The sequence below is a fragment of the Paenibacillus sp. W2I17 genome, assembly GCF_030815985.1.
In the GTDB taxonomy this organism is placed as follows: Bacteria; Bacillota; Bacilli; order Paenibacillales; family Paenibacillaceae; genus Paenibacillus.
Genome location: NZ_JAUSXM010000001.1, coordinates 2,719,547 through 2,741,409 on the forward strand (window position 1 = coordinate 2,719,547; position 21,863 = coordinate 2,741,409).

Below are 21,863 nucleotides of genomic sequence, written 5' to 3' on the forward strand. Positions count from 1 at the left end.
TCTAACCAACGGCTTCAAACAAGCCTGCAATCACATTGAAAAGGTGCCTTCGGATTTGAAGGCACCTTTTCAATGTGAAGGAAAGTACAAACTATTGAATGCCTGTTGACTTCAAGTACTCCTGCCACTGCTTGGTGTATTCTGCCTGGATTTTTTCCAATCCTGCTTGTTTAGCCTTCTCCATAAATGTGTTCAGTCCAGCTTCTACGTCTGCCACCAAACCTACATTAAGCGGATACAAATATTGCTTTTCCACTTGCTCCAATGCAGCCTTCTCGGCTTGGTACGGAGTCCAGTCTTCAGCAAATCCGGTATAAATATCCGGCTTTTTGATTTTGTCGAGGTCTTCAAACATGGTCAGGACATCATCAAAGGTTTTATCATAGAGCATGAATTCCGGATTACGCCAAGCCCACCCATTCATGCCCTCACGCGGGAAAGCCGTTTGTTTGTGCATCTCCGACCATTTTGTAGTATCCATTATCTACCTCGAAGTTTTTGCCCTCAACGCCGTATTCAGTCAACCAGTTATATCGTTTGTCTGTCACCAGTTTCTCATAAAATGCCAATGCTTTTTCCGGGTTTTTACTGCTACGCGGAATCGCAAAACCATTGTGGATCGGGTGAACCGGTTGTGCAAACCCTTTTGCATTTGGGTAAGGGAAATAAGCCAGTTTCCAATCTGGATGAATAGACTGCACCTTGATTACATCTGCATTAAATTTGTTAGGGTTTTCCCCGGACAGAACAACTGCCGCTTTGCCATTTTGCAGCAACGAGTTGGATGTATCCTTTACATTCAGTACGTTTTTCGGGAAAAAGCCTTTGTCCATCCAACGTTTGTATGTTTTCAGGTCTTCGAGATGTTGCGCCGATCCCCAGTAGGACGTCACGGTTGTTGGTGTGTCATACATAATATCCAATCCATATGGAAGCTGACCTGCTGTATTAACCAGCTTGGATGTCAATTGACGAATACCATGGATATGGTTGGCATTGCTATCCGCAATCGGAATCATATTGGGTTCGTTGGCTTTGATGCCTTCCAGATACGCTTCGAGCGTCTCCAAGGATTGCGGTTTTGGAAGATTGTACTTCTCGCGCAAATCCTCACGGTACGCAATCCCCTCGGTTACATACTCAATCCAAGTTGATGGAACAGTATAGATTTTGTCATTGATTTTGACAGCATTCCACATGTCATCAGGTACATGAGCTTTCAGTGCTGGCGCTGCTGTAGGCAGCATTTCGTCCAGTGGCAGGAACGCACCCTTCTTGGCATAGGACTGATAGAATGTCCAATCCGCTGTGAAGATCAGATCGATCGGCTGTCCGGAAGACAGCAGCAGTTTATATTTTTGATCCCAGTCGGTCCATGAGGTGTAGTTAAATTTCACATTGACGTTCAGATCAGCCTCCGCCAGCTTATTGATCTCGGATTCAATAACAGGCAGATCTTTGGGAGCATCCCCAAGCATGTAAAATTGGAGCGTGACTTTCTCGCCTTTGTTCCCGGCTGTTCCTCCCTGCTCGCTTCCTTGCGTCGATCCCCCCGAACCGTTATTACATGCGGCAAGTACCCCGGCGAACAACATCAGGGCAAGTACCAGAGACAGGTGCCGAATTGTTTTGTTACGCATACGCATCCTCCCTTTTTGTGGTGAACCTTTATATGTTAGCGCAGACTCGCCATGCTTCAGACCGGAAATGATGTCAATGGCCTGACACCCAGCGTGTTCACGTTCTAACCTTTCACTGCACCAATGGTGAGTCCTTTGACAAAATAACGTTGTACAAACGGATACAGGAACAAAATCGGTCCCGTTACAACGATAGCCATTGCCATCTTGGTTGATTCGGTAGGCACATCCTGACTGAGTGTGATCCCTGTGCCAATCGCCATCTGGTCAATGAATGTAATCGTGTTCATCGTGTTGTATAGATAAAATTGCAGTTGGTACATATCCGGGTTGTTAATGAAGAGGGATGAGGTAAACCAGTCATTCCAGTAACCCAGTGCCAGGAACAGACCTACGGTTGCGATACCAGGCATCGCCAGTTTCAACACAATGCTGAAATAGATGCGGAAGTCATTCGCTCCATCAATTTTGGCGGACTCAATCAATTCATCCGGCACTGCCGAGCGAATGAAGTTTTTCATCAGGATAATGAGGAATGGCGTCATCAACCCCGGGAAAATAAGTACGGTGTACGTATCTGTGAGATTGAAGTAGTTCGCCAGCATAATGTACCAAGGCACAAGTCCCCCACCAAACAGGGTTGTGAAGTAGATAAAAAACGAGAACGTGTTCCGATATTTAAAATCCTTACGCTGGAGCACAAATCCGGCCATCGTGATGAGGAACAGCCCTAGCGTAGTCCCCACCACCGTTGTAAAGACCGTTACTCCATAAGCTTTGAGTACCTGAGTCGGGAATTTGAACACCATTTTGTAACCTTCCAGGGAAAAGTCCGTTGGAAAGAGGTGATAACCATCCCTCACAATGGACTCGTTGCTACTGAATGAACCGGATAGAATCAGCAGAAACGGTAGCAAGCACATGATTGATAAAATGATGATGAAGCTGTAGGAAATCAGTTGAAACATGAAAGTGAATTCCGAATCTCTGAGACGAGTATTCGTACGAGTGTGAGTATTCATGGGCGTGTTCATGATCGTTCTCCCTCCTGCCCTGCGGGCGTTCTAGAACAAGGCGTAGTCCTCATTTACTTTGCGAATAATATAGTTGACGGTCATGATCAAAATGAATCCAAACAACGATTGATACAAACCAGCAGCCGTTGCCATCCCGATATCAAACGTTACTTTCAGTGAACGATACACATACGTATCAATAATATCTGTAGCATTGTACAGCACCCCGTTGTTACCGATCAGTTGATAGAACAGGTCAAACTGCCCCTTCATAATGCTGCCGAGTGAGAACAACAACAGGATGACAAAGGTTGGCTTCAGCATCGGTACTGTAATGTACCAGATCCGCTGAAATATATTGGCCCCGTCGATTCGGGCAGCTTCATAATACTCGTCACTGATACCCGTTATGGCGGCCAGATAGATGACCATGCTGTATCCAAGATTTTTCCATAGATAAAAGATGATGATCAGGAACACCCAGATCCAGGGTGTATTATAAATGTCGACCGGGCCGGCCTCAAAACGTTTCAGCACCGTGTTCACAAAACCCGACTCGTAGTTAAACATGTTGTAAGCGATTACACTTAATAGTACAAATGAGATGAAATACGGCAAGAACATGACGGATTGCGTGATTTTTTTGAATAACCTGCCCCGGATTTCGCTAAGCATGATCGCACAGAAGATCGCCAGACCGTTTCCTAATATAATGAAGGCGAGATTGTAACCCACGGTATTGGTTGTGAGCTTGAGCAACATTCCGGATTGCCATAGGAACTTAAAGTTCTCCAGACCGACAAATGGACTGCCAAATAATCCGCCTTCAAAATCATACCGGGTAAACGCATAATAGATGCCGACCATCGGAAAATACGAGTTAATCAGAAAAAAGATCAGCGTGGGCAACAGCATCAGAAACATGATTTTGTTTTTGTTCAATTCTTTGAGCATGGCTCGATCCCTCCCGAATTTCTTGCGGTGCTGCGTGGTGGAGCTCTCTTTTTATTGTAGATGCTCCCTTCACTCACGGATACTGAAGCTTCCCTTCAGAAAATGAACGATTCTGCGAAATGAACTATGAACAAAATGAACGAACCATGAAATGAACAGACATCCACACACATCCGTTCACAAATGTTGATATCGTGCATAGGCTACACCTAGTGAACAATCCAGCGAAAGTTGAACTTTATGTAGACAAAACAGGCAAAATGGCCTGTCCAGCATTGATGTAAACGCATACATAATATATAATTCAAGTTACTCTTGCTCTTCTGCTCATCCATATATGAAACCTCACTTATGTATATGAAATTCTATGTTGTTCACCCAAAACAGGAGGTTCGAGGGGGAAGAAGAATGCGTAAACGTTCAGAGGACAGTCAGAAGGTCTTCACACGGATTCTGATCGGCATTATTATCAGTACCGTCGCTACCTTACTTGTGGCTTCTTCTATTTTGTATGTCAACTATAATCGGATTGCTCTTCGCCAGGTGTATCGTACAGATATGAACAGTCTTACTCAAACCAGCCGTGAAGTGGCCAAAATGACCGAGACTGCAAAATCATTGTCATATCAGATTTATCAGGACTACACTATCTCTTCATTACTGCTCTATTCCAAACCAAATATCTATGAGATCACATCGGCGATGGAGCAGCTAGACAACTACCGTATGTCCCTTCCCTTTATCGAATCCATCTATGTATATAACTCCAAAAGTAATGAATTCTTTATCAGTTCCAACGTGCGCAATGGGCAGCAGTCCATCTCGGAGATCGATGATCAGGGGATTACAAGCATCCTCCAACGCTTCCATGACTATAAACCTTTTGTGCCCATCCCTCGTAAATATCAGGTCGGCTCTACCGAAGCAACAGAGGTTAACAGCTACACCTATCTCTGTTATGACACGATTAATGATAACGCGAAGCTAAACTATGCTGTCATCGTTAATATCAAGGATGATTGGCTCAGTCCGAATATGAATGCTGTGGATCAACCAGGCAAAACCTTTATCGTGAATGAGAATGGAGACCTTTTATCTGACTTTGGCGACCGTGCATTGATGAAAAATCTCTCCAGCGAAGCTTTTATGAAACCAATTATGCAGGATACGGAGCAGTCAGCTTACTTTACCGAGAAGGTCGACGGAGAAAAATCTCTCATCACCTATACCGCTCCCGATGACCTGGGTTGGCGTTATGTGAGAATAACACCTTATGATCTGATTACCTCAGATATACGAAGTATGCGAACACATACCGTTCTGTTTTGTGTTGGACTTCTCTTCGCAGGGTTGCTGCTCTCTTACCTTGTGTCCCGAAAACTATATCTCCCTATTGATAAGGTGCTTGTTCGTTTACGTGTGATGGAAGCAGAGCGACGTGGCAGTCTTCATTTGTTACGGCAGGATTTTCTGCGGGGGGCTCTGCAGGGCCGTGAAACAGTAACTGGAGGTATGCTGGAAGAACGGATGAAGTTCTATGGTTCCTCTATTGACGTTCAGCGTACATCCAGGCTGGTATTGCTGCGTATTGACCATTTTACCGAATTCTACGAAACGTACCGTGATGAGACCCAGCTTGTAAAATACGCCATGATGAACATATGCACCGAGACAGCCGATCTCCACTACAATGCAGAAGCTGTGGACATGGGCGGTGATCTGATCACACTCATCTTCAATGAAAAAGCGGAAAGCCATGAACTTGGGCAACCTGCTCATAACCGGATCGAAGAGCTGCTACGTATGATGCAGGCTGCTGTAATGACCCATCTGAAATGCTCCATTTCCTGTACGATCGGCACGGAAGAAGATTCATTGGAAGACAGTATTGCATCCTACACCAGATCAGCCGAAGCCTCACTGCATCGTTTGTTCATGGGACCGGGCTGTCTGATCTATACCGCTGACATCATGGCTTATCACGCCAAGGAGTACGCATTCCCAGCAGGTAAGGAAAGACAGCTTGTCGATCATCTAATGACAGGCAGGACGCGAGAAGCAAAACAAGTCTATGCAGATATCGTCGGCGAAACAGCCGCATATCCATTTACCGTCTTCCAACTAGCCTTATCCCATCTGACGATGACACTGAACCATGTACGAAACACCCTCAAGAAGAATAATCAACTCACGCTTGATTCAGTCTCGGATGGTCTAATGCTGCCTGTCAAAGACGCGGAAGACATCAGTGAAGTACATGAACACTTCTACCGGATGTTTGATGAGCTTGGTTCCAAAGTCGAGGAGAAACGTACACTGAAGCACGAAGAGTTGATTCGTAAAATCAATGGCATTATTGAGCGGGACTATGCGGACCCCAATCTATGTCTAACTTCTATCGCAGATGAGTTGGGCATGTCGCCCATCTATGTAAGCAGGCTCTACAAACAGCTCACCCTGAAAGGGCTCACGGACGTGATTAACGAAACCCGCATAGCCAAGGCCCAGCATCTGCTGGTAGAGACAGAGAACTCTGTTGCCGATATTGCCGAGAGGACCGGATTCACCAACAGTTCATACTTTTATCGCATGTTCAAAAAGTTTAACGGGGTTACACCAAACGATTATCGCCGCAAAGAATTTCATTCAGAAAACTTCTGAAATCATCCCAGACTTGAGTTTATGGAGTAATGCACATGAATTGTTAATGCAAAAAAAGAGCGACCTATGAGAATGAATCATTCACCTCATGTGTCGCTCTTTTTTAATGAGTTTAAGTTAGATTTCGATTTTAGTTCTGATCCTGATCTTCACCAGATTCATCTGTTGCTTCGCGGACTTTATACTTGTCCAGACGTGTCTGCTGATACTCCCGCAAAGCCTCTTCACCAACAATCACTTCAACCCGGTGAATGTTCATACCTTTACCCATGAATTTTTGCTCGTACTCTGTCATCACATGTTCTTCATTCAAACCATCACGATGCAGATTCAAAGAAATATTGGTCATTTGCAGGCCGAAGTCGGCAATGGCGTTGAGTGAGAAATCAAACAGCGTCTCCGAATCGGTTTTGAAATGAATCTGACCTTTGGGATTAAGCAATTCCGTGTATTTCTTCAGGAAGCGTGGATGCGTCAAACGACGACGTGCATGCTTTGCTTTTGGCCAAGGATCACTGAAGTTCAAATAAATGCGTTCCAGTTCTTCCGGTTCAAAAACTTCTTCGATCTGTTCGATATTTGCCAGCGCAAGCTTCAGGTTCGGAGGTGTCTCCACATCAGCCTGACTCCACGCATTACGAGCTTTCTCACTGGCACGACGCACCAGTTCATCATACATATCAATACCGATGAAATTAAATTCCGGATATTTATAACTCATTTGGCTGATAAATTGACCTTTACCCATACCAAATTCCACGAAGATCGGATGGTCATTGCCAAACAGTTCAGACCATTTTCCTTTATGTTGCTTCGGGTCCAGTACAACAAGATCAACTTGTTGCTCCAGATTTTCTCTTATCCCTTTTCTGCCACGTAAACGCATTTTATTCCTCCGTTTGTCCCATACTTGTCTCAGACTTATTTTGCCGAAGAACTAGCAAATTGTAAAGAGCAATGAAAAGGGAATCTTCGGATCTGCCACTTTGGGCAAATCTCAAAGATTCCCTCTTCGATTTATTTGGAATTGGGGTCCAACTACTTTAGTAGTTCATAGTCTACCTTATCTTGGTGTGAAAAATCAAATGTCTTTTCGAAAGCATCGCGAACTTTTTGTCTTGCAGCCGCTTTCACTTTCGGATTACCATTAAAACGAACACCTGTTAAAGCCAGTGCTTCTTCTGCCGTCAATTCAACAGACACATGATTCAATTCATTGTTTTTAACTTGGGAATTCATTCATATCACCTCACGGTATAGTATGGTCCATGACGTCAATCTTGATTCAAATGCTATGATGAATAATACCCACTAGATGGTGTCTGACGCTGATTTAAATATAACATAAGGTGTAAACTATAGCAAGGGAAAAACCTTGATTTTACGGCCTATTTTTGCGTTTCGATTCCCTTTTTTTTTAGTTTTTTGATACAATGATAAAAGTTCATGAAGACACCTATAATCGCTATCCATCGTCTATGACGGAAATCGCATAGCGCTTCTTCTTTTGTTCACGTATGATTACGGTAATTCGACAGCCAAAGGAGTACCCTGAAGATGAATGCACCTGCATTACAGTCCCCTCTGTTGTGGGGAGATAAACGATTCCATACCTGGAATTATGAGATGCGCGATCAATTTAACAATAAGGTTTTCAAAGTGATGCTGGATGCTGGATTCACCTGTCCCAACCGCGACGGTTCCATTGCCAAAGGTGGTTGCACCTTCTGCAGTGCGCGTGGATCAGGCGATTTTGCTGGCAGCAGACGTGAAGATCTGGTCACCCAGTTTAATACAATTCGAGATAAACAGCACCTCAAGTGGCCTAAAGCCCATTATATTGGATACTTCCAAGCCTATACGAATACGTATGCTCCGGTTGAGGAGCTGCGCGAATATTTTGAAGAAATTCTTGAGCAACCCGGTGTTGTTGGTTTGTCCATCGCTACTCGCCCGGATTGTTTGCCAGATGACGTTGTTGATTATTTGGCTGAACTGAACGAGCGCACCTACCTGTGGGTTGAGATGGGGCTTCAAACCATCCATGATTCCACATCAACATTGATTAATCGCGCGCACGACACGAAGTGTTATGAAGAAGCGGTTGAGAAACTGCGCAAACGGAATATACGTGTGTGCACACATATCATATATGGTCTGCCTCAAGAGACACATGAGATGATGCTGGACACTGGACGGGCAGTTGCCAATATGGATGTACAGGGAATCAAGATTCACCTGCTGCATCTGATGCGCAAAACACCAATGGTGAAGCAATACGAAGCTGGTCTTTTACGTTTTCTGGATCAGGACGAGTATATCAAGCTGATCGTAGATACACTGGAGATGCTTCCACCGGAAATGATCGTACACCGTCTTACAGGCGACGCACCACGTGATCTGTTGATTGGACCGATGTGGTCCATGAACAAATGGGAAGTGTTAAACTCCATTGATCGTGAGCTGCGAGAGCGGGATTCATGGCAAGGTAAGTATTGGAGGCGAGCATAGATGGGCTTTCTTTCGGTTCTCAGCTGTGCGCATCAGTGGATTGCTTCCCGTCTGCAGCCAGGTGATCTGGCGATAGATGCAACGGTGGGTACAGGAGCAGACACACTATTTTTGGCACAACAAGTTGGCCGGCGTGGTCAAGTCATTGGATTCGATATTCAAAGTGAAGCCCTCACGCTGGCACAGGCCCGGATTCGAAAACAAAATGATGAAGCCAAGCTTGGCTCCATCTCCATGCTTCAACTAAGCCATGATCGAATGGCAGAAGCAGTTCCTGAGTCATGGCTTGGTACGGTTGGTGCAGTTATGTTCAATCTGGGGTACCTGCCTTCAGAAAGTGCAGATTCCTCCATCATCACCGAGACTGACAGCACGATCGCTGCACTCGAGGCTGCACTCGCTTTATTACGTCCTCGCGGAATTATTACGGTTGTGCTCTACCCCGGTCATGACGGAGGGGCACAGGAAGCAGAAGCTGTATTGGACTGGTCCTCTGCCCTTCCGGTGGAACAGGCACAGGTTGTGATCTATCGCCAATTGCAGCGAGAAACTTCTCCTTTTCTGATCGGAATCGAGAAAAAATAATTTCCTTTGTTCACCAAATACAATAAACTAGACACAATCGCAAGGCGAGCTATTAACGGCTTTTTCTTACTGCGATCTGTGTTCTACATCTACATATGCAAACGTATTCACTTGTTTGCTCATGGCGACTACATGCCCATGACTGATTAAAGCGATCCACCATTTCATATACTAGAGGAGAGATTACTGATGTCTACGCCATACCCATTACAATTCCAACCTGAGTTCAAAGAACGTGTGTGGGGCGGTCGTGCGCTGGAGCAATTCGGCCTTACGCCCCCTGAAGGACATATCGGAGAAGGATGGATGATTGCGGATCATCCCAACGGTACAACCAAGGTATTAAATGGAGCACTGGCTGGCAAAGGTCTGGATGAAGTTCGTGAACAACTGGGCACCGAATGGCTTGGAACCAAAGGCGTCTCTGAAAAAGGCGGCCGTTTCCCCCTTCTGATTAAGCTGCTTGACTGCAACGATGACCTGTCCGTTCAGGTTCATCCAACAGACGATTATGAGGCACTTCCTCCAGGCGAGCTTGGCAAAACAGAAATGTGGTATGTACTCGACGCAAAACCGGGCGCACACATCATCTATGGCTTGAACGACGGCGTTGATCGGGCAACATTAAAAGAAGCATTGGAAAACGGCACGGTGATGGATACCCTTCGTCAGGTACCTGTAGAGGCCGGCGATACGTTCTTTATCCCTGCGGGAACAGTGCATGCGCTCTGTGCAGGTGTCGTTGTCGCTGAGATTCAGCAAAACTCGGATACGACGTACCGCATATACGATTATAATCGTCCAGGGCTGGATGGCAAACCACGTGAGTTGCATGTTGAAGACTCATTAAATGTCACCGCCTATGAGGGCGCAGGTGCCTCAACGATGAAAACAAATAACGCTACTCCTGGTGAATGGCTCAAGCTTGCGGAATGCCCTTATTTTGTAGTTGAAAAAGGTATTGTGAATAAACGTTGGGAACTCTCCACCAATCCTGACAGCTTCACGATTCTCGTTGTCTGTGAAGGAGAAGGAACTTTGGAGTGGGCACATGCTGAATCAGACAGCATTGAATTGAAAGCTGGACAATGTTATCTCTTGCCAGCCAATCTGGGTTCTTATACATTGAACGGGAATACCACTGTTCTTCGCTCTTATCTACCCTAAATCAAGCTTATATGTGACCTGTGAAGGAGGAATTACACGAGATGCAGGAATCTACCTTTGCCTTGGTCGCTAGTGAAGGTACCCGTATTCATGTGTACCGCTGGCTTCCCGATCCGGATTGTAACGTTAAAGGTGTAGTGCAAATTGCACATGGCATGGGCGAAACGGCAGCCCGATACGCCGAATTTGCCGACATCCTTACCCAAAATGGCTATGCGGTTTATGCCAATGACCATCGGGGTCATGGCAAAACTGTGGAGAATGCCAAGTTGCTTGGTAATGCTGGTATCGATGCCTTCCGCTGGATGGCGAGTGATATGATCAATCTGGGCGAAGTAGCCGCCAAGGAGAATCCTGGGGTGCCCCTGTTTCTAATGGGACACAGCATGGGCTCATTCTTGGTACAACATCTCATGTACGCTGGTCATGAGCAGTACCATGCCTTTATTTTATCCGGGACAAACGGCAGACGCGGTCTGCTCCGGTTTGGAGAGAAACTCGCCTTTTTACAATGCGGCATTCAGGGGGCTACCCACCCCAGCATGCTGCTCAACGCGATTGTATTTGGTGGATTTAATCGCTCTTTCCGCCCTGCAACTACACCGTTTGATTGGTTGTCCCGGGACTCACAAGAGGTTCAGCGATTCATTGATGACCCCCTGTGCGGAGCCGTCTGTACAGCAGGCTTTTTCCGCGACTTTTTCAAATTGCTGCTTGAAGTCCATCTTCCACACAATATGGAGCGCATACCCAAACACAAACCCGTATACCTGTTCTCAGGTGAGAAGGACCCTGTCGGACTTCATGGCAAAGGCGTTCTTAATCTGGTCTCGCAGTATAAGAAACTTCACCTGGAGAATATTGAGTATCGCCTTTATCCGGATGGACGCCATGAAATGCTGCATGAGATTAACCGAACAGAAGTGGCCCAGCACGTTGTGAACTGGCTAAAGCGGAATACCCCTGACTCGAATACACCCCCTAGTCCGTTGAACCTGACTGAGACGGCTGACTCTATATAATAGAGTCGGAGACAACATACCAAGAGCCAAAAGAAACCCCTGAATCGGATGTACAGCTCACGCTGCGCTCCAGTTCAGGGGTTTTCTTGTTAAGCGATATGAATGATAGCTATAATCAAACGTTATGGATTAACCTTCAATTAACAGGGATTCCGGGTCTTCAAGCAGTTCTTTCACGGTCACGAGGAAACGAACAGCTTCACTACCGTCGATAATCCGATGATCGTAGGACAACGCGATGTACATCATTGGACGGTTTTCCATCCGCTCTGCATCAATCGCCACTGGACGAAGCTGGATCTTATGCATCCCCAAAATACCCACTTGAGGTGTATTCAGAATTGGCGTAGACAACAAGGAACCAAATGTTCCACCATTGGTGATGGTAAACGTTCCACCTTGCAGATCAGATAACGCCAGCGTGTTGGAACGAGCTTTGGATGCCAGGTCCGCAATGCTCTTCTCGATCTCGGCAAAGCCCAGACGATCGGCATCACGCACAACCGGTACAACCAGTCCTTCCTTCGCAGATACGGCGATGCCGATATCATAATACTTTTTGAGTACAACATCTTCGCCATCAATCTCTGCGTTAATTGTAGGGAACTTTTTCAGAGCCCCCACAACCGCTTTGGTGAAGAAGGACATGAAGCCCAGGTTAATCTCATGTTTCTCTTTGAACTTGTCCTTACGGCGTTTACGTACATCCATGATCGCAGTCATATCAACTTCATTAAACGTAGTCAACATGGCTGCTGTTTGCTGAGCCTCTACCAGACGTTTCGCAATGGTTGCACGACGGCGAGACATCCGCTGACGCTCCACTGGTTTGGTATAGGTAGAACTTCCAGCTGCCGGAGCACTTGGTGCTGCTGGAGCTTTACTCGCAGGTGGAGCAGCAGGAGCAGGCGCCTGATTGTTATGGCTCTTCACATCATCCTGGTATACCCGTCCAATCGGATCTTTGCTCTGAACCTGATCCAGTTCGATACCACGTTCACGTGCAAGCTTACGGGCAGACGGTGAAGCCGTCTTAGCACTATCAGATGACTCTGGCGCTGCCGCAACAGGTGCTGGTGGTGGTGTTGGAGCTTCAGGTGCAGGAGTAACGGCCTTTTTCTCTTCAGCTGCTGGTTCGGAAGCGGGTGCACCGCTTCCTCCTCCAGAACCAGCTGAGAGTGTACCGATCGTTTCACCGATCACTACCGTCTCTCCTTCCTGACGAATGATCTTCTCCAGCACGCCACTTTCTTCTGCGCTGATCTCAATATTTACTTTATCCGTTTCCAGTTCAAGAAGCACATCACCCTGATTAACGGTATCCCCTTCTTTAACCATCCATCTGGATACAGTTCCCTCAGTTATTGACTCACCCATTGCAGGTACTTTAATTTCACTCACAGCTGTTACCTCCCCAGTGGAATATTATTCTTCGTCGTTTGTTTCAACGCAGATGTAATAATCTGTTGCTGTTCCATACTATGCACAAGCTGATAACCGCTGGAAGGACTTGCGTGTTCCGGGCGACCTTCGTATCTAACGGTTGTGCCTTCAGGGGCAACTTCACGAAGACGAGGCTCCATGTATGTCCAGGCACCCATGTTTTTGTTTTCTTCCTGTACCCATACCAGTTCTTTTACATTGCTGAAACGTGCGAGTATGCGTTTAATCTCTTCTGCCGGGAACGGATATAGCTGTTCCACTCGAATGATGTGAAGCCATGACCAATCTGCTTTATCTTTTTCAAAAGCATCTTCCAGGTCAATGGCAATCTTGCCACTGCACAAAATAATGCGCTCTACGCGATCCGGCTGTGTACCCAGTCCAGCTTGCTCCAGCACAAGCTCAAACTTGCCTTCACTGAATTCGACTGCCGGTGAAGCAACACGCGGATTCCGAATGAGACTTTTTGGTGACATCATCACAAGTGGACGAGCATCTTCCGTTTCAGTCAACGAAGCTTGACGACGCAACAAGTGGAAGTACTGCGAAGCACTCGACAAGTTGGCAACCGTCATGTTGTCTTCTGCACAAAGCTGCAGGAAGCGTTCAAGACGAGCACTTGTATGCTCAGGTCCCTGACCCTCATTCGCATGTGGAAGCAACATGACCAGACTGGATTTCTGAGACCATTTGGCACGACCCGCTGATACAAACTGATCAAAGATAACCTGTGCACAGTTGGCAAAGTCACCGAATTGAGCTTCCCAGATGACCAGTGTATCGGGTGAATATACGTTATATCCGTATTCGAATCCAACAACGGATTCTTCAGACAACGGACTGTTATAGATTGCAAAGGATGCTCTTGCCTGTGGCAAGTGATGTAATGGGCAGAACTTTGCTCCATTCTCCGAATCATGCAACACCAGATTCCGATGAGCGAATGTAGCACGCTCGGTATCCTGTCCACTAATCCGAATTGGCTTGCCATCTGCCAGAATGGTTGCAAATGCGAGTGTCTCCGCAAGGCTCCAATCCACTTTTTCCCCTTCGTTCAGGGAAGTGCTCCGGCGTTGCAAAATTCGCTGTAACTTCGGATACACATTGAAGTTCTCAGGCCATTTCAGCAGATCGGCATTAATGCTGCGAAGATTCTCAAGCGGTACCGCAGTCGGAGTAATCGTAACAGCCTCCGGCTCACTGATTTTCCGCTGATAATATTCATGTACTTCATTTTTCTTCATCTGGTCATAAGCTTCTTTTAATTTGTTCGTTACTCCATCGCGAATGCTCGTAATGGATGCATCATCGATAATCGATTCCTCTTTCAACTGATCCTGATACAAGTGACTTACCGTTGGATGGTTTTTCACCTTGTCATAAACGATAGGTTGAGTCGTTTCGGGATCATCGGTTTCGTTATGGCCGTAGCGACGGTAACCGATCAAGTCGATCAGGAAATCCTTTTTGAAACGATTGCGATACTCGGCTGCCATACGAATGGCTGCAATACAAGCTTCCGGATTGTCCGCATTCACGTGTACAATCGGAATTTCGTACCCTTTAGCAAGGTCACTTGCGTAATACGTTGAACGGGAATCACCGCTATCTGTAGTGAAACCCAGACGATTGTTGACGATAATATGGATGGTTCCGCCATTCTGATACCCTGGCAGAGCTTTGAAGTTAAGGGTCTCTGCAACGATCCCTTCTCCAGGGAATGCTGCATCACCGTGCATCAAAATGGTAGCTGCCTTTGTCACGTCCTGCTTCGGATATCCAGGGTCACGACGGTCATCCTGAGCCGCACGTGCAAACCCTTGTACAACCGGATTAACGTATTCCAGATGGCTCGGGTTATTCGCCAGAGTAAGGCGTGCCTGTACAGTTTCCCCGTCTTTTACAAAACGGTTGGCACCCATATGATATTTGACATCCCCCGTCCAACCGTAGTTGATTCCAGTCGAACCTTCCGATGGAACCAAATCTTTGTTCGGAGCATGATGAAATTCAGAGAAAATTTTGCTGTACGGTTTGCCCAAAACATGAGCCAGTACATTTAACCGTCCACGGTGGGCCATCCCCATCAGAATGTGGCTTGATCCGGCTTCTGCCATGATGCGAACAGCTTCGTCCAGCATCGGCACAAGCACATCGTTACCTTCGATGGAGAAACGTTTCTGCCCAACAAATGTTTTGTGAAGATAATCTTCAAATTGCTCGACTTCAACCAAACGTTCCAGCAAAGCCTTACGTTCTTTCGACGTAAGCGGAGCTGGTGATGTCCGGGATTCCGCACGACGATTCAGCCACTCACGTTCTTGTACTTCGTGCACATGACTGAATTCATAGGCCATGGGTCCAGTGTAAATCTGACGCAAGCGTTGGATTGCATCCCATCCGGTTGCTGTCTGCCCATCTGCACCTTCCCAGATCAGGGAAGCAGGCAAAGCTTTCAGATCTTCTTCGTTTAATTCAAAATGCTGAGGTTCCAGCAAAGATGTGTCTGTATCTTCACTGATTCCAAGCGGATCTATATCTGCAGCAAGATGACCATAGGTACGGATGTTCCATACCAGTTTACCCGCTGTAACCGCTTTCTGTAATAGTTGAATGTCTACGCTTCCGGAAGCAGATTGGGCGTTGCCGGAATTCAAGGTTGTGCGTGCATCCCTGCCAGACATCGGCGGTGCACCCCATTGTTCAAATAGTTCACGATAAGCCGGTGTAACCGAACCAGGGTCTTGAGTGAATAATTCATATTGTTCCTGTACGTATCCCATATTGGGGCCATAGTAACTTTCCCAGGGCTTCTTGTTGCCTTCCACGATCGTCATCGACGTTCCCTCCGTCTTGATTTAGTCATAAGTTTTTGACGGAAATCATTGACTAAGCCGTAATTTGCGTTCGTTCAACATTTTAAGCGAAATTTTTCATGAAGTCCAATAATCGTGCTGTTGGTGGTAGTAACGTTAGTCCGACGCTCCCGTCAAGGTTTGTCTGCGTTTTCAAAATCAAAGTAAAACAATGATTGTATATACCGTCGCACAGATGTCGAATACTGTCCTGATCCGTTCGAAGGTTACACTTTCTCCTCTTCTTCAAGTGAAGTCCATGTTCTAATATCTATTCTATAAACTTTTACGCTCAGGAGCATTTCCTATTTTTAGTTCAATTGATGCATAAATTAGATGAATCGAATAAATCGATCAATTTGGGTAGAACAACGAACGCTTAATTACAACAAAATAGGCTTACGATCTCCCATTTTACCTCCTTAATTGAATTGTGGTCCATTATGTTCAAAAACAAACCGTCAAGTTAAACATTAACCATTTGACGTCACATTCAACAAATAATTGGGGTTTTCTTCAGGAGACCCACAGCAAAAAGCTGGCCCAGACATGAATTATCCGAGCAGCTTCTTTGGATTCAGCAAATTTCACCCCAGCGATTACTTCCTATTTCTTTTCATCCTCTATAACAGCATCCAGATCTATGGCCAAACGGATCATATCCACACAGCGGATACCATCCTCTATAATCTCTTCCTCATAATGCCTCACAAAGAAGTCACGGTCTACCCCGATAATGCGGAAACCGCAACGTTGGTATAACTTCAATTGATGAAAGCTGGAGTTGCCCGTCCCTATCTCGAGAATCCGGCAGCCCAATCTACGTGCAGCTTCCATCGCTTCCTTAATCATGTGTTTGCCTACACCTTGTCCCTGCAGTTCTTCCTGTACGGCAATATTAACAATCTCCGCAGTCTCTGGACGAGTCTTCAACAATACGAACTCCCCAACCATCTCTCCTTCATACTCGGCAATAAAACAAACACCCCGACTCAGGTACTCATCCACAATTGCTTTTGAAGGATCAGCCATCAATAAAAGTTCGTAGGGTCTCTCTTCTTCCCAGTCCAAAATCCGGAACGACAATTTCATGCCAATCTCCACCTTTTCATCGTACAATATTCATTTACGTCCTGTTTGCAGAAGCCTATGTATGGCAAATCCACAAATATATCATTCTTCATTTCGACAAACTAGTTTACTCAATCTATTAATCACACACTATTACCCACAGACTAGTCATCTCCTATAAAAATAGTAAACTTCATTATATCATAATATTTGGATATAAATATATAGATATGGATGATACATTATGAGGCATTATTTTCATCCTAACCTAAGCTTAAATGTTCATGGATTAATTTCCATTCCCCATCAAGCGTCGCCGCAATGTATCCTTGCAGGGCATGCTGGTATCCCATGATTTTTCCTCCTTCTGACGTTTTAACTTATCGGGTCCCACTCTGTTCAAGTACGGAATCGCTATACACCATAAATGTCTCTTGCAGCGTACGTCCGGATGACTTCTCCCAGATCACGCTCCGCTCAAAAGTGCCTTTTTGGAAAAAACGCGGGAAACGTTCAGCAAACCAATCCTGCATAGGCAGCTCAAAAACCCGCTTCATAGGCACCCATAACAGTTCGCCTTCGGGCGGATCTTGCAATAACTGACCCTCGAATGAAGTCGCCAAATAGTTAAATACCATGTACCGCAATCCTTGTTCGGGATCACAGAACTCATCAAGCCCTTTATACGTAATTTCATTGACTACTAGCCCCGTCTCCTCCAGAACCTCCCGCACGGCACCATCCACGATACTCTCCGGAAAGTCTACCTTCCCCCCAGGAGCGATGTATCCCGGAAATCCTTTGCGGTCCGGCCGATTCATTAACAACACCTGATCATTCATTTTGTCCCATACCATACACATCGTTAATATCTCTATTCTAGTATCCATATTTGTCCTCCTGCTAACATGCGCTTCTCTGCTGTACACTAACATTTCTGGAAATAACCTATGTTTTCCTTCTTTATTCCCACTCTGATTCATTGGTATTTTCATCGGTCTCACAGTATGGTCTATGATGATATATATGCATACGAAAGGCGGACGCCCTGTACACCTGTACATCAGAAGCCCGCCTGTTTTGTGATATTCTATGCTGCTCTTTCCTCAAGCCTGGAGTTTCCAGTTCTCAGTTCAATTCCGTAATCAACACACGACGTTCTTTCCACTCAGCTCGGCGATAAGCCTGTTGCATACCGAATTTTCGGATACTTGCCTTTGGTACCGATTTGTAAGGTAAAACGACTGTAAAGTCCTCATCAAACGGGAAAAAAGACAGGCCTACTTTTTCATTGGATAACCACTCTGCCTGAATCGGTTGTCTGGAACAGGCATCAAATGTACAACTGAGCCCTTCTGCAAAAAAATCATAACGCGCAGCAGGTGTTCCAGGTTCCTCCATACAGAGAAACAGACTGAGCTGATCACAAAAAAGCATGATCTCCACATCACTTTGCAGCCTCTGTTTCAGTGCTTCAGCATCACCACCAAGCTGTTTCTCCCAATCCAGCTGACGTTCGTGTTCTTGTTGCAGATAATCTCGGATGTCATCATCATCCTGAGCATTGGCCCCCAGATTTTTCTGAAATAGCTCCGTGTACATCAAGCTACACAATAATCCGGCGTAGAGGTTTTTCTTACGAACTTCTTCAATCCCTTTATGGTAGAATACAAAACGCGGACGCAATGGAAAGTCACGAAACGAATACGGCGATTGACTGTAATCATTCCAGAACGGAGATGAATCCAGTTCAATCCAGCCACGGTCATGTTCCTTGGCAGCTAGAATCAATTCATCCCGATGCGCAGCATCGGCTAGTAATTCATTTTTCCAGTGGGAAGCCATCTCTCCCGCTACTAATCCATGCTCATGCTGTGCAGTCAAAACAAAATCATGCTCTCTCTCATATACGATCATTTGCTGTCACCCTTCCGCATGGTATACGTTGACTTTAACATAAATTGGGTTAAACTTTCCTATAAGTTGTTTTTCGCTCCATTTTGACGAAAGGCATTATGAAAGGCACAATGTAAAGGTGTTGTCAGTTTCCTGAAATTTGATACACTAAAGGTTGTGTCCACAATTATATTACATACAGAAAGCGGGATCTCATGAATTTATACTCTCCTTACATCGAGTTTAACCGCAAGGAATGGGCTGAACTTAAAGAACATCAGACCACTCTTCCACTGACGGAAGCCGAATTAGAACAGTTAAAGGGATTGAATGAAGAGGTATCGATTCAAGAAGTCGAAGATATATATTTGCCTCTTACCCACTTTATTGACCTATATGCAAGAGTTTCACGAGAGCTGAATCAACTGACGGCCTCCTTTATGAAAAAAGAAGCCCTCCCCACCCCCTACATCATTGGAATCGGGGGTAGTGTTGCCGTGGGCAAAAGTACTGCAGCCCGCTTGCTACAGGCACTGCTCGCCAGAGGTAAGAATAGCCCGAAGGTTGACCTTGTCACAACCGACGGTTTCTTATATCCCAATGCGGTGTTGCAAGAGAAGGGCATCATGAACCGCAAGGGATTCCCGGAAAGTTATGATATCAAATCCCTGATTCAGTTCATGGGTGATGTGAAATCTGGCAAACCCGAAGTGAAAGCACCCGTCTACTCTCACCTCGCCTACGATGTCATTCAAGGAGAAGAGAAGCAGATCTGTCAACCGGATATTCTCATTATTGAAGGTATCAATGTACTTCAGATCAAAAAGGAAACGCCTTTGCTGGTTAGTGATTTTTTCGATTTTTCCATCTACATTGATGCGGAAGAAGAGCATATACGACACTGGTACGTCGAGCGTTTCAAGCTGCTCCGCAATACAGCGTTCCAGAACACGGATTCCTTTTTCCATCAACGATTCGCCAATATCGATGAAGAAGAAACCGTACGTACGGCCAACCAGATCTGGCAAGATATCAATGCCAAAAACCTGCATGAAAACATTTTGCCAACCAAAGGGCGTGCCAGACTGATTCTGAAAAAGGAAGCCGATCACTCCATTGGACAGATTCAATTGCGCAAACTGTAGACAACACTCGTGCAGTACACTTTGATGTTATATCTAATTACCCTTAAAAGGAGAGAAAAACACATTGCAAACCCTGATTATACTCGGCAGTATTATGATGTTCCTGGCTGTTGCTTTGGGTGCTTTTGGCGCACACGCGCTCAAGCGCAAACTATCCGCTGACATGATCAAAATCTATGAAACCGGTGTTCAATATCACCTCATCCACGGACTTGGGATCATCCTGATCGGACTGCTGGCAGACCGCCTTGAATACTCTTCGCTCGTCATGCTTGCCGGGTGGCTGATGTTCGCCGGGATCATCCTGTTCTCTGGCAGCCTGTACGTTTTAAGTGTAACGGGGGTTCGCAAATTGGGAGCCATTACCCCACTTGGCGGAGTCGCATTTTTGGCTGGATGGGTTATGATCATGATTGCCGCATTGTAAACTTGCCCCGTGGATAAACGAAAAGAGTGTTCTGGCTGATATAATATCGCTGGAGCACTCTTTTACTGTTTAATCTGTCCAAATTCTTCGAATGGTGGACAGCCCTTCATCTGGTCGTTGTCTCTCCAGCACATACACATCCGGGTTAGACAGTTTGGCCCACTCTTCATAACCAAAGGATGGTTCATACTCACGAATAAGCAGTGATAATAAGTTCCCATGTGTAACCACGGCCCCATGCTGTTCCGGTCTGCTCCACAACTCTTCCAGTAGTGCCATCCCCCTTGCAGCCGCGTTTCTCGAAGATTCCCCGCCTTCTTCCACCCAATCCACATCATCGTATGTACGTTTCAATACATCCATCCAGTTAGGCAGATCAAGAGAGCTAAGTACCCTCTCCTGGAGACGTTCATCCGTACGTATATGTTGCAGCATTGCTATGCCCAGTGGCATAGCAGTCTGAACGGCCCTTTTCCATGGACTGGAGACAATATACGTTATGGAATGATGAGCCAAGATATCTGCAAGCTTTTCAGCCTGCCTGATCCCTTCATCTGTAAGCTCTGCATGGGGTTCCTGCCCTGTGGCCTTGGCGTGACGGATAAGATAAATGGACTGCATAGCTATCACCTCCTATGGTGTAACCTACTTCGAGTTCATCTCAAGATATTGAAGTGCACTGTACATCTTCTCCTGCTCTTCCGGTCGGCCTGATGAACTGAGGAAAGTGACTTGTTTCCCTGTTCTGTCTCCATGTTGAGCCACCAGTCCAAGCCGCTGCTTCAGATGGTTCACTGTACCTGTACTGCCATCAATAATCTGTATATGATCGGGCAGAACCGTGCGCAGAATGGACGTATAGAATGGATAATGCGTGCAACCAAGCACCACTGTGCCATACCCATGAAGATCGAGATCTGCCAGCTTGAAGCGGAAATAAGCAGCGATTTTGCCCGGATCAAAATCCAGCTGTTCACACCACTCCACAAGTTCCGGCAACGCAATAGAATCCACACTGTGGTGATCATCAACACGTGATACCAGTTCGTTATACTTGGTTTGGCTCAAGGTGAGGGCCGTGGCAAATACAAGCACTCTCTTCCCACTATCACGATTCATCTCCACAGCTGGTTTCACCGCAGGCTCCATGCCAATGATCGGGATATCGTACTTGGCGCGCAGATCCTTCACAGCCAGACTTGTTGCTGTATTACAAGCAATCACGATTGCTTGAACATCCTCCTGAACGATGGCTTCAACACAATCAAAAATATGTCCTCTAACCTCATCCGCAGACTTGGTTCCATACGGGACATGCAGGGTATCCGCGTAATACAGAAATTTTTCTTCCGGAAACTGTTGTAATGCCTTATGCAAAACGGTTAAACCACCGATGCCTGAATCAAAAAAAGCAATTTTCTTAGTCAAGGATTTCACCTCTATAATGTATTCTTTCGGGTTCCAAGAACC

Annotated in this window: 18 protein-coding genes and 1 pseudogene; 7 read left to right on the forward strand and 12 right to left on the reverse strand. The window is 45.9% G+C overall.

Going from position 1 to position 21,863, the window contains the following annotated elements; genetic code table 11:
- Window positions 1-91: 91 nt before the first annotated feature.
- The 3 genes and pseudogenes from QF041_RS11865 to QF041_RS11875 form a co-directional block, all read right to left on the reverse strand.
- Window positions 92-1,646 (reverse strand): annotated as a pseudogene (locus QF041_RS11865) (ABC transporter substrate-binding protein).
- A gap of 98 nt (window positions 1,647-1,744) precedes the next feature.
- The gene (locus tag QF041_RS11870; protein WP_370511436.1) at window positions 1,745-2,608 is read right to left on the reverse strand and encodes a carbohydrate ABC transporter permease; all 864 of its coding nucleotides are present in this window, start codon (window positions 2,606-2,608) and stop codon (window positions 1,745-1,747) included.
- 96 nt (window positions 2,609-2,704) lie between these two features.
- Window positions 2,705-3,610 (reverse strand): ABC transporter permease, encoded by a 906-nt coding sequence (locus QF041_RS11875; RefSeq protein ID WP_017689672.1) that lies wholly within the window; start codon window positions 3,608-3,610, stop codon window positions 2,705-2,707.
- A 408-nt stretch (window positions 3,611-4,018) separates the two neighbouring features.
- Between QF041_RS11875 and QF041_RS11880 the strand changes: the two genes are divergently transcribed.
- The gene (locus QF041_RS11880) at window positions 4,019-6,271 is read left to right on the forward strand and encodes an AraC family transcriptional regulator (RefSeq protein WP_307414279.1); all 2,253 of its coding nucleotides are present in this window, start codon (window positions 4,019-4,021) and stop codon (window positions 6,269-6,271) included.
- Window positions 6,272-6,401: 130 nt separating this feature from the next.
- Here QF041_RS11880 and trmB read toward each other — a convergent pair whose 3' ends face one another.
- Both trmB and QF041_RS11890 read right to left on the reverse strand, forming a co-directional pair.
- Window positions 6,402-7,157 (reverse strand): tRNA (guanosine(46)-N7)-methyltransferase TrmB, encoded by a 756-nt coding sequence (gene trmB / locus QF041_RS11885; protein WP_307414281.1) that lies wholly within the window; start codon window positions 7,155-7,157, stop codon window positions 6,402-6,404.
- Between the two features lie 152 nt (window positions 7,158-7,309).
- Complete coding sequence (locus tag QF041_RS11890) at window positions 7,310-7,510, reverse strand: hypothetical protein (RefSeq protein WP_036610190.1); 201 nt, start codon at window positions 7,508-7,510, stop codon at window positions 7,310-7,312.
- 318 nt (window positions 7,511-7,828) lie between these two features.
- Between QF041_RS11890 and mnmL the strand changes: the two genes are divergently transcribed.
- From mnmL to QF041_RS11910, 4 genes are all read left to right on the forward strand, one after another.
- On the forward strand, window positions 7,829-8,782 hold the full coding sequence (mnmL, locus tag QF041_RS11895) for a tRNA modification radical SAM protein MnmL/YtqA (protein ID WP_036669734.1): 954 nt from the start codon (window positions 7,829-7,831) through the stop codon (window positions 8,780-8,782).
- The gene (gene mnmM, locus QF041_RS11900) at window positions 8,783-9,367 is read left to right on the forward strand and encodes a tRNA 5-(aminomethyl)-2-thiouridylate-methyltransferase MnmM (protein WP_036610195.1); all 585 of its coding nucleotides are present in this window, start codon (window positions 8,783-8,785) and stop codon (window positions 9,365-9,367) included.
- 189 nt (window positions 9,368-9,556) lie between these two features.
- Window positions 9,557-10,534 carry a type I phosphomannose isomerase catalytic subunit gene (locus QF041_RS11905; protein ID WP_036610197.1) on the forward strand — a complete coding sequence of 326 codons (978 nt, stop codon included), beginning with the start codon at window positions 9,557-9,559 and terminating at the stop codon, window positions 10,532-10,534.
- Window positions 10,535-10,575: 41 nt separating this feature from the next.
- Complete coding sequence (locus QF041_RS11910; protein WP_307414283.1) at window positions 10,576-11,556, forward strand: alpha/beta fold hydrolase; 981 nt, start codon at window positions 10,576-10,578, stop codon at window positions 11,554-11,556.
- A gap of 129 nt (window positions 11,557-11,685) precedes the next feature.
- On the opposite strand, the gene odhB is transcribed toward QF041_RS11910, so the two are convergent.
- From odhB to QF041_RS11935, 5 genes are all read right to left on the reverse strand, one after another.
- On the reverse strand, window positions 11,686-12,957 hold the full coding sequence (odhB, locus tag QF041_RS11915) for a 2-oxoglutarate dehydrogenase complex dihydrolipoyllysine-residue succinyltransferase (protein WP_307414285.1): 1,272 nt from the start codon (window positions 12,955-12,957) through the stop codon (window positions 11,686-11,688).
- 5 nt (window positions 12,958-12,962) lie between these two features.
- Window positions 12,963-15,836 carry a 2-oxoglutarate dehydrogenase E1 component gene (locus QF041_RS11920; RefSeq protein WP_307414287.1) on the reverse strand — a complete coding sequence of 958 codons (2,874 nt, stop codon included), beginning with the start codon at window positions 15,834-15,836 and terminating at the stop codon, window positions 12,963-12,965.
- A 624-nt stretch (window positions 15,837-16,460) separates the two neighbouring features.
- Window positions 16,461-16,946, reverse strand: a complete 486-nt coding sequence (locus QF041_RS11925; protein WP_307414289.1) for a GNAT family N-acetyltransferase — start codon at window positions 16,944-16,946, stop codon at window positions 16,461-16,463.
- 359 nt (window positions 16,947-17,305) lie between these two features.
- Window positions 17,306-17,815 carry an 8-oxo-dGTP diphosphatase gene (locus QF041_RS11930; RefSeq protein ID WP_133384110.1) on the reverse strand — a complete coding sequence of 170 codons (510 nt, stop codon included), beginning with the start codon at window positions 17,813-17,815 and terminating at the stop codon, window positions 17,306-17,308.
- 238 nt (window positions 17,816-18,053) lie between these two features.
- The gene (locus tag QF041_RS11935; protein ID WP_307414292.1) at window positions 18,054-18,842 is read right to left on the reverse strand and encodes a DUF3891 family protein; all 789 of its coding nucleotides are present in this window, start codon (window positions 18,840-18,842) and stop codon (window positions 18,054-18,056) included.
- Between the two features lie 194 nt (window positions 18,843-19,036).
- Between QF041_RS11935 and coaA the strand changes: the two genes are divergently transcribed.
- Together coaA and QF041_RS11945 are read left to right on the forward strand one after the other, a co-directional pair.
- Window positions 19,037-19,966 (forward strand): type I pantothenate kinase, encoded by a 930-nt coding sequence (gene coaA / locus QF041_RS11940; RefSeq protein ID WP_036610217.1) that lies wholly within the window; start codon window positions 19,037-19,039, stop codon window positions 19,964-19,966.
- 64 nt (window positions 19,967-20,030) lie between these two features.
- Window positions 20,031-20,393, forward strand: coding sequence for a DUF423 domain-containing protein (locus tag QF041_RS11945; protein WP_307414294.1), 363 nt, complete (start codon window positions 20,031-20,033; stop codon window positions 20,391-20,393).
- A 69-nt stretch (window positions 20,394-20,462) separates the two neighbouring features.
- On the opposite strand, the gene QF041_RS11950 is transcribed toward QF041_RS11945, so the two are convergent.
- Together QF041_RS11950 and murI are read right to left on the reverse strand one after the other, a co-directional pair.
- Window positions 20,463-21,014, reverse strand: a complete 552-nt coding sequence (locus tag QF041_RS11950; RefSeq protein ID WP_307414296.1) for a histidine phosphatase family protein — start codon at window positions 21,012-21,014, stop codon at window positions 20,463-20,465.
- A gap of 24 nt (window positions 21,015-21,038) precedes the next feature.
- A complete protein-coding gene (gene murI, locus QF041_RS11955; RefSeq protein WP_307414298.1) occupies window positions 21,039-21,821 on the reverse strand; it encodes a glutamate racemase in 783 nt (260 codons plus the stop codon).
- Window positions 21,822-21,863: the final 42 nt, after the last annotated feature.